At 72.6% G+C, this 8,967-nt stretch carries 9 protein-coding genes; 8 read left to right on the top strand and 1 reads right to left on the bottom strand.

The window, feature by feature from the left end:
• Positions 1–37 precede the first annotated feature (37 nt).
• Positions 38–901: a M48 family metalloprotease gene (locus ACWGL3_RS28795; RefSeq protein ID WP_267946739.1), complete on the bottom strand. Its 864-nt coding sequence runs from the start codon at positions 899–901 to the stop codon at positions 38–40.
• Positions 902–1,396: 495 nt separating this feature from the next.
• Between ACWGL3_RS28795 and ACWGL3_RS28790 the strand changes: the two genes are divergently transcribed.
• The 8 genes from ACWGL3_RS28790 (at position 1,397) to ACWGL3_RS28755 (ending at position 8,923) form a co-directional block, all read left to right on the top strand.
• Positions 1,397–3,247, top strand: a complete 1,851-nt coding sequence (locus ACWGL3_RS28790) for a 2-oxoacid:acceptor oxidoreductase subunit alpha (protein WP_267946740.1) — start codon at positions 1,397–1,399, stop codon at positions 3,245–3,247.
• A gap of 70 nt (positions 3,248–3,317) precedes the next feature.
• Positions 3,318–4,304: a 2-oxoacid:ferredoxin oxidoreductase subunit beta gene (locus ACWGL3_RS28785; RefSeq protein ID WP_267950530.1), complete on the top strand. Its 987-nt coding sequence runs from the start codon at positions 3,318–3,320 to the stop codon at positions 4,302–4,304.
• An 86-nt stretch (positions 4,305–4,390) separates the two neighbouring features.
• Positions 4,391–5,059, top strand: coding sequence for an SDR family oxidoreductase (locus ACWGL3_RS28780; RefSeq protein ID WP_267946741.1), 669 nt, complete (start codon positions 4,391–4,393; stop codon positions 5,057–5,059).
• Positions 5,060–5,257: 198 nt separating this feature from the next.
• On the top strand, positions 5,258–5,776 hold the full coding sequence (locus ACWGL3_RS28775; protein WP_452462019.1) for a hypothetical protein: 519 nt from the start codon (positions 5,258–5,260) through the stop codon (positions 5,774–5,776).
• A gap of 328 nt (positions 5,777–6,104) precedes the next feature.
• Positions 6,105–6,317: a hypothetical protein gene (locus tag ACWGL3_RS28770; protein WP_267946743.1), complete on the top strand. Its 213-nt coding sequence runs from the start codon at positions 6,105–6,107 to the stop codon at positions 6,315–6,317.
• A gap of 89 nt (positions 6,318–6,406) precedes the next feature.
• On the top strand, positions 6,407–6,619 hold the full coding sequence (locus ACWGL3_RS28765) for a hypothetical protein (protein ID WP_267946744.1): 213 nt from the start codon (positions 6,407–6,409) through the stop codon (positions 6,617–6,619).
• A 236-nt stretch (positions 6,620–6,855) separates the two neighbouring features.
• Positions 6,856–7,764, top strand: coding sequence for an RNA polymerase sigma-70 factor (locus ACWGL3_RS28760; RefSeq protein WP_267946745.1), 909 nt, complete (start codon positions 6,856–6,858; stop codon positions 7,762–7,764).
• Between the two features lie 4 nt (positions 7,765–7,768).
• Positions 7,769–8,923, top strand: a complete 1,155-nt coding sequence (locus tag ACWGL3_RS28755) for an FAD-dependent oxidoreductase (RefSeq protein WP_267946746.1) — start codon at positions 7,769–7,771, stop codon at positions 8,921–8,923.
• The last annotated feature ends 44 nt before the right edge of the window (positions 8,924–8,967 follow it).

Raw genomic sequence — 8,967 nt, 5'->3', positions numbered from 1 at the left:
GGGGGGGCCGGGCGTGCCCGGGGCCGGGGAGGGGTCCCTACCCCCCCATGTCCCACCGGCGGCGCAGGGCGTACAGGCGGCGGATGCGCTCGTCCGTCGGCGGGTGGGCGGCGAACAGCCGCCCCACCCCGGTCGGGAACGGGTTGGTGGTCATCACGTGCGCCGACGCCAGCAGGCCGCGGTCGCGGGGCAGGGGGTAGCGACGCGCCCCCTCCTCCAGCTTGGCCAGCGCCTCGGCCAGCCCGATCGGGTCCCCGGTGAGTTCGGCGGCCTTCTCGTCGGCGCGGAACTCGCGCCCGCGCCCCACCCCGAAGTGGACGACCAGGGCGGCGAGCGGCGCCAGCGCCGCCACCATCAGCCCGCCCAGCAGGTCGGGCATGTCCGTCTCCTCCGACTCCCCCAGCGGGAGCAGGAAGGTGACCACCGTCATCGCGGTGATGACCGCGGTGAGGGTCGCCGCCACCGAGCTGATCAGGGTGTCGTGCGAGCGGATGTGCGCCAGCTCGTGGGCGATCACGCCGCGCAGCTCCCGCTCGTCGAGGGTGCGCAGCAGGCCCGTGGTGCAGCAGAGCGCGGCGCGGCGCGGGCTGCTGCCGGTGGCGAAGGCGTTGGGCGAGCGGATCGGCGACAGGTACAGCCTGGGCATGGGCTGCCGGGCGGCGGTGGCCAGCTCCCGGACGATCCGGTACAGCTCGGGGCGCTCGATCTCGCTGACCGGTCGGGCCCTCATGGCCCGCAGGGCCAGCGACTCGCCGAACAGGTAGACGAGCACGCCCGCGCCCACCACCAGGGCCACGGAGAACTGCGCGCCCTTCTCGGCTCCGCACAGCCAGCCGACCACCACGACGAGGACGGCGGCCCCGACGAACAGACCGACCGCACGGGCCACGTTGACGTGCACGCCGCCACCTCCTCGCTCAGCCGGTCCTCGACCGTGAATGCGTACATGGTGACAAACGTGCGGGTCGACGTCTTGCGTTCCCCATGTGACGGGCTGTCGGTCACATCCCGGTTGCGGATGACCTCACACCGCCCGACGGGGTTCCGGTGTGACAATCGCCACCCGGCCCACGTCCGGCCTTTCCCGACGACCTATAGTGCGATCGTGGCCCTTATCACTCCGAACTCCAGGCCGGCGGGGCGCCGCCCCGTCCGGATCCCGGTGTCCGGGGAGCCGTGTCGTTGAAGGCAGGCCCCTTCACGACCCGGCTGTCGCGGTGTGACCGCGCCGTGCGAGACCGGGTTGGCGCACCCGGCGAGCGCGAGGGCCGCGCACGCTGTCCCATGCCCCCGAACCGGGCGCCCGCCCCGTGGCGGAGTGCCCCGGCCGGGGGATGACACCCGAGCGCCGCCGCCCGTCACGACCGGCGGCTCACCAAGGAGGTCGTCGATCTCAGTGGCCAAACAGATCGAACAGCTCGACCGCGTCATCATCCGCTTCGCCGGCGACTCCGGCGACGGCATGCAGCTGACCGGAGACCGCTTCACCCAGGAGACCGCGTCGTTCGGCAACGACCTGTCGACCCTTCCGAACTTCCCGGCCGAGATCCGCGCCCCCGCCGGAACCCTCCCGGGGGTGTCCAGCTTCCAGCTGCACTTCGCGGACCACGACATCATGACCCCGGGCGACGCGCCCGACGTCCTGGTGGCCATGAACCCCGCCGCCCTCAAGGCGAACCTCGGCGACCTGCCCAGGGGCGCGACCGTGATCGTCAACACCGACGAGTTCACGAAACGGAGCCTGGCCAAGGTCGGTTTCACCGGGGACCCCCTCACCGACGGCACCCTGGACGGACTCAAGGTGAGCGCGGTGGCGCTCACCTCGATGACGGTGGCGGCGCTGGCCGGCGCCGACCTGTCCAAGAAGGACGCGCAGCGGGCCAAGAACATGTTCGCCCTGGGCCTGCTGTCGTGGATGTACAACCGGCCGACGGAGGGGACGACGTCCTTCCTCAAGTCCAAGTTCGCCGCCAAGCCGGACATCCTCGCGGCGAACCTGACGGCGTTCCAGGCGGGGTGGAACTTCGGTGAGACCACCGAGGACTTCGCCGTCTCCTACGAGGTCAAGCCGGCCCGGCTCCCCGCGGGCACGTACCGGAACATCACCGGGAACCTGGCGATGGCCTACGGGCTGATCGCCGGGTCCACCCGGTCGGGCCTTCCGCTGTTCCTGGGCTCGTACCCGATCACCCCCGCGTCGGACATCCTGCACGAGCTGTCCAGGCACAAGAGGTTCGGTGTGCGCACGTTCCAGGCCGAGGACGAGATCGCCGGGGTGGGGGCCGCCCTGGGCGCCGCCTTCGGCGGCTCGCTGGGGGTGACCACCACCTCCGGCCCGGGCATGGTGCTCAAGCAGGAGACGGTGGGGCTCGCGGTGATGACCGAGCTGCCGCTGCTGATCATCGACGTGCAGCGGGCCGGGCCCAGCACGGGCATGCCGACCAAGACGGAGCAGACCGACCTGCTGATGGCCCTGTACGGGCGCAACGGCGAGTCCCCGCTGCCGGTGGTGGCGCCGTCCTCCCCCGCCGACTGCTTCGACGCCGCGGTGGAGGCGACCAGGCTCGCCGTCACCTACCGCACCCCGGTGGTCGTGCTGTCCGACGGGTACCTGGCCAACGGGTCGGAGCCGTGGCGCCTGCCGGAGGTCGGCGACCTGCCGGTGATCGAGCCGGGGTTCGCCACCGGGCCCAACGGCCCCGACGGCTCGTTCCTGCCGTACAAGCGCGACGAGGAGACCCTGGCCCGCCCGTGGGCGGTGCCGGGCACGGCCGGCCTGGAGCACCGCATCGGCGGCATCGAGAAGCACGCCGAGACGGGTGACATCTCGTACACGCCCGCCAACCACGACCTGATGGTGCGGACCCGCCAGGCCAAGATCGACGCCATCGCCAGGGACATCCCCGAGCTGGCGGTGGACGATCCCGACGGCGGCGCCGGGGTGCTGGTGCTCGGCTGGGGCGGCACGTACGGGTCGATCACCGCCGCGGTGCGCCGGGTGCGGCGCGCGGGCGGCCGGGTGGCGCAGGCGCACCTGCGCCACCTCAACCCGTTCCCGGCCAACCTCGGCGAGGTGCTGGCCCGCTACGAGCGGGTGGTGGTGCCGGAGATCAACCTGGGCCAGCTGGCCCTGCTGCTGCGCGGCAGGTTCCTGGTCGACGTCATCGGCTACAACAAGGTCCGCGGCCTGCCCTTCAAGGCCGAGGAGCTCGCGGACGTGCTTCGGGAGGTCATCGACCGTGACTGAGAACGCGAACGGCCTGACGGACGGCTCCGGGGGGCTGAGGCTGGTCCCCAGGACGGACACCGCCTACAAGATGAAGGACTTCAAGTCGGACCAGGAGGTGCGCTGGTGCCCGGGCTGCGGCGACTACGCGATCCTGGCCGCGTTCCAGTCCTTCCTCCCCGAGCTGGGGGTGCCCCGCGAGAACATCGTCATGGTGTCGGGGATCGGCTGCTCCTCCCGCTTCCCCTACTACCTGAGCACCTACGGCGTGCACTCGATCCACGGGCGCGCGCCGGCGATCGCGACCGGGCTGGCCTCCAGCCGCCCGGACCTGTCGGTGTGGGTGGTGACCGGTGACGGCGACGGGCTGTCCATCGGCGGCAACCACCTGATCCACGCGCTGCGCCGCAACGTCAACATCAACATCCTGCTGTTCAACAACCGGATCTACGGGCTGACCAAGGGGCAGTACTCACCCACCTCCGAGCCGGGGAAGATCACCAAGTCCTCGCCGTCGGGCTCGCTGGACCACCCGTTCAACCCGGTGTCCCTGGCCCTGGGCGCGGAGGCCTCGTTCGTGGCCCGGACGGTCGACTCCGACCGCAAGCACCTCACGTCGGTGCTGAGGGCGGCGGCCGAACACCCGGGGGCGTCGTTCGTGGAGATCTACCAGAACTGCCCGATCTTCAACGACGACGCGTTCGAGCCGCTGAAGGACCCTGCCGCGAGGGACACGCGCCTGCTGCGCATGGAGCACGGCGAGCCGCTGCGGCTCGGCCCGGACCGGGGTGTGGTCGCCGGCGGGTTCGGCGGGCTGGAGGTCGTGGACGTGGACGCGGTGGGAGAGGACCGGCTGATCCGGCACGACGCGCACCGGGAGGACCCGGGGTACGCGTTCGCCCTGTCCCGGTTGGACCGGCCCGCGTTCGAGCACGTGCCGATCGGGGTGTTCCGGGACGTGCGCCGCCCCGCCTACGACGAGCTGTTGAACGAGCAGGTCGCGGAGGCGCGGGCGGAGCACGGGGACGGCGAGCTGGCCGCGCTGCTGGCGAGCGGGGACACCTGGACCGTCGAGTAGGGGTCCGGGCCCGCCCCTCCCGGGCCCCGCGCGGACTCGCGCGGGGCCCGGGGGTCCGGCGGCCGGGGAGGGCATACGCTTCCCCCATGCGTATCGTCATCGCCGGGGGACACGGGAAGATCGCACTGCTGCTGGCCAGGCAACTGGCCGACCGCGGGGACGAGCCCGTCGCCCTCATCCGCAACCCCGACCACTCGCAGGACGTCGTCGACGCCGGTGCCGAACCGGTCGTGGTCGACCTGGAGACCGCCACCGTCACCGAGCTGACGGAGAAGCTCATGAACGCCGACGGCGTCGTGTTCGCCGCCGGGGCCGGTCCGGGCAGCGGGCCGGCCCGCAAGGAGACGGTGGACCACAAGGGGGCGGTGCTGACCGCCGACGCGGCCTCGCTCGCGGGGGTGCGGCGCCTGGTCCAGGTCTCGGCCATCGGGGTGGACGACCCGCTGCCCGGCGGGAACGACCCCGACGGTTCGTGGGCCGCCTACGTGGAGGCCAAGCGCGCCGCCGACGCCGACCTGCGGGAGCGCGGGCTGGAGCTGGACTGGACGATCCTGCGCCCGGGAGGGCTGACCGACGAGCCGGGCACCGGGAAGGTGGCGCTGGGCGCGGAGGTCGGGAGGGACTCGGTGACGCGGGAGGACGTCGCCTCGGTGATCGTGGCCGTTCTGGACGAACCGGGGACCGTCGGGAGGGTTCTCAACCTGGTGAACGGTGAGACACCCGTCGTCGAGGCCGTCCGCGCCGCCGCTTCCTGAGCACCGCCTCGAGCGGCCTCCGGCCGGGACACCCCTCCCGGTCGGCGGCCGCTCGGGGCCTTCTGTGGCCAGACAGGCCCGCAGGAGGCATGATGGGAGCGGAACCCGGCGGATTCCCGCCACTGTGGACGCGGACGACCGGGTGGCACCCCGACGGGTACGGCAAGCTCCGCGCTGAGCAGATGGGTACGGTTATTCATGAGCGTCACGCAGGTCGTGAGGGACAGCACGGTCGTCGAACACGCCAAGGTCGCGGCGCAGCAGAAGCGCCGGATGTTCATCATCCAGCTGGAGGTGAACGCCTATGACGAGCCCTCCAGCAAGCTCCGTCCCGGGCTGACCCGCATCCTGGAGGGGATCGAGGAGGCCGGCTGGCGGCTCGACCTGATCACCCCGGGCGACGAGGGCGACAAGCCCGCGCGCCTGTTCATCTTCCGCCCGGACCCCGACAGCAAGAAGCAGGACGAGGCGGCCAGGGCCGAGGCCCAGCAGCAGGAGCCGTCCGGCCAGCAGCAGGCCTACCAGCACCCGCCCACGGGCGCCCAGCAGCCGGACCCGTACGCGGGTTACGGACAGCAGCCCGGCTACGGCCAGCAGCAGTACCCGGGGTACGACCAGCAGCAGTACCCGGGATACGGGCAGCCGCAGCCGGGGTACGGGCAGCAGCCCGGCTACGGCCAGCAGTACCCGGGATACGGGCAGCAGCAGGGCTGGTAGCGCTCGCGGCGCACGTCGGGGGCGGCGCCCACGAGGTTCGGGGCCCGCGCGGTGGAGACACCGTGCGGGCCCTTTTTCATGTCCGATGTCTGGATACAGCGTGATTCCGATGCATTCGTCAGGTGAGGGATTCGGCCGTGCTTTCGGTTAGGTAACACGATGACTTCATTGCCTGGCGACATGTCCGGCATGTCCACATCGAAACCGAGAAAAGTCCGAGGAAACTCTGGATTCTTCCCGCGAAGTACGGCTAGCACGGGCCTGGCTACGCTAAGTTAATTCCGGCGGCCACCGCCAGAGCGTTATGAACTTCCGAAAGGCATCACCCATGACCCGTATCGCCAAGGTTTCCGGCTTCGTACTGGCCACCGGCCTCGCCTTCGGTGCCTTCACCGGCACCGCCGCCGCGGACAACAACGCCAACGTCCAGAACATCACGATCCCGATCTGCCTCGACGTGCTCGCCGCCTCGGGCGTCAGCGGCCCCGAGTGCAACGTCGTCAACTGGACCGCCACCAAGGGCATCAGCGTCGACGACTAGTACCCCGTCGCACACACCCCTGCATCAGCGGGGCCCCGCGGCCCCGTCGTCACCAACCAACGCACTGCCAACCGAAAAGGATCAGCACCATGAAGCGCATCGCCACCGTCTCCGGCCTCCTCCTCGCCACCGGCCTCGCCCTGGGCGCCATGACCGGGACCGCCGCGGCGGACAACAACGCCAACATCCAGAACGTGACCGTGCCGATCTGCGCCGACGTCCTCGCCTTCGACGGCCTCGACCTGGGCGGCTGCAACGTGTCCTCCGGCACCTCCACCAAGGGCATCTCCGTCGACGACTAGTCGGCCCTCCCGGCTCGCCGGGTACGGGACTTCCGGGGCTCTCCGTCCCCCGGAGCCACCCGGAACTCCCAGGACACCCGGCACTCTCGGGATGGACGCGGGGCACGGCACCGGCCGCGCCCCGCGTCCTGTTCTCCCGGACGGCCCGCCCGGACGCCCGCGCACCGCGTGCCCGGGGCCGCGAACCGGTACGGGAGGCGTGTCACGCCGGGGCGGGGGTGATACGTCTTCCAGACATGACGACCGATGCCTTCCACGAGCACCGCGCCCTCCTGACCGGTGTCGCCTACAGGATCCTCGGAAGCGCCTCCGACGCGGAGGACGTGGTCCAGGAGGCCTGGCTGCGCTGGTCCGCCGTCGATCCGGCGAAGGTCGACGACCCGCGCGCCTACCTCGTCACCATCGCCTCCCGCCTGTCCATCGACCGGCTGCGCAGCGCCCGGTCCCGCCGCGAGTCCTACGTCGGCGAGTGGCTCCCCGAACCCGTCAGCGACATCCCCGACGGCGCCGAGCAGGCCGAACTGGCGGACTCCGTGGAGTTCGCGCTCCTCGTGGTCCTGGAGACCCTCTCACCCCTGGAACGGGCCGTGTTCGTGCTGCGCGAGGCCTTCCAGTTCCCCTACGCGGAGATCGGGGAGGTCATCGGCCGGGAGGAGGCCGCCACGCGGCAGCTGGCCAGGCGGGCCCGCGACCACGTCCAGGAGAGGCGGCCCCGGTTCGAGGCCGACCGCGCCGCGCGGCGACGGATCACGGAGCGGTTCCTCCGCGCCTGCATGGAGGGGGACCTGGACGGCCTGACCGGTCTGCTCGCCGACGACGCCACCCTCGTCGGGGACGGCGGCGGCAAGGCCAAGGCGCCCCTGCGGGTCCTGGAGGGCGCCTCCAAGGTGGGCCGCTTCCTGGCCGCCCTGCCCGGCAACGCGGACAGGTTCCTCGCCTCGCTCGGTCTCGGCCCGACGGTCGCCTGGGCCGACGCCCGGACCGAGGTCACCGAGGTCAACGGCGGTCCGGCGGCGGTCGTCTCGCTCGGGGGCCGGGTGGTGGCGCTGGTCGTGCTGGACGTGGCCGACGGGCGGGTCCAGCACGTGTACCTGGTGGCCAACCCCGACAAGATGTCACGGCTGCGGACGCCCGGCCCGTCGTAGGGGTATGGATATCACCGTTGTGGGCGGTGGCCTCGCCGGATTGACCGCGGCCATCGCCGGCGCCGAGAGGGGCGCGAACATCACCCTGCTGGAGGCGCACCGGACCCTGGGCGGGCGGGCCCGCGCCACCGAGCCCCCGTACGTGGCCAACGAGGGACCCCACGTGCTCTACGGGGACGGGGCCCCGTACCGGTGGCTGGCCGAGCGCGGCCTGCTCCCGCCGCACCTGCGCCTTCCCGTTCGGGCCGCGCCGGGCGTGAGGTTCCGCTACCGGGGGCGGCTCGGCATGCCGCCCGCCGGGCTCCTGCGGGCCGCCGCCCGCCGCGGGCTGCGGGCCCCGTACGACCGGGACTTCGGCTCGTGGGGCCGGGAGCGGTTCGGCACGGAGACCACCGGGGCGATCGCGAGCATGATGGGGGTGGCGCTCTTCGACTCGGACCCGTCCCGGCTGTCCGCGGAGTTCGTCTGGGACAGGTTCCTGCGGGTGACCACGCCCGCGTGGCCGGCCGCCCGCTACATGGTGGGCGGCTGGACGTCGCTGGTCGGGTGGATGGCCGACCGGGCGCGGGAGCGCGGGGTGCGGATCGCGACGGACGCCCGGGTCGACTCCCTGGACGCGCTCCCCGACGGCCCGGTCGTCGTGGCGACGTCGCTGGCCGCGGCCCGCTCCCTGCTCGGGGACGACTCCCTGGCGTGGGAGAGCGGGCACACCCTGATGGTGGACCTGGGGCTGCGCCGGGGCCGGGACCCGTTCATCGTCTTCGACGGCGACGAGTGCGGGTTCGTGGAGCGCTACACGGCGGTGGACCGCACGCTGGCGCCGGAGGGCGAGGAGCTCGTGCAGGCCCAGGTCCCGGTGCGCCCCGGCGAGTCGAGGGCGCGCACGGGGGAGCGGCTGGAGCGGCTGCTGGACCTGGCGCTGCCGCGGTGGCGCGACCGGGTGACGTGGCGCAGGGACCAGGTCGCACGGGGGCGCACCGGTGCGCTGGACCTGCCGGGGCACACCTGGCGCGACCGCCCCGCGATCGACCGCGGGAACGGCGTCTACCTGGCCGGTGACTCGGTGGCGGCGCCCGGTCTGCTCGGAGAGGTGGCGTTCACCAGCGCCGTCGCCGCCGCCGAGGCGGCGACGGGCAGGAGGCCGGTCGGGACGCCCTGATCCCGGCCGGTCCCGCGACCGCCGGGCCGGGAGCGGGGACGGAC

This window comes from Nocardiopsis sp. NPDC055824 (assembly GCF_053616335.1).
This window is presented reverse-complemented; position numbering and strand designations above follow the sequence as displayed.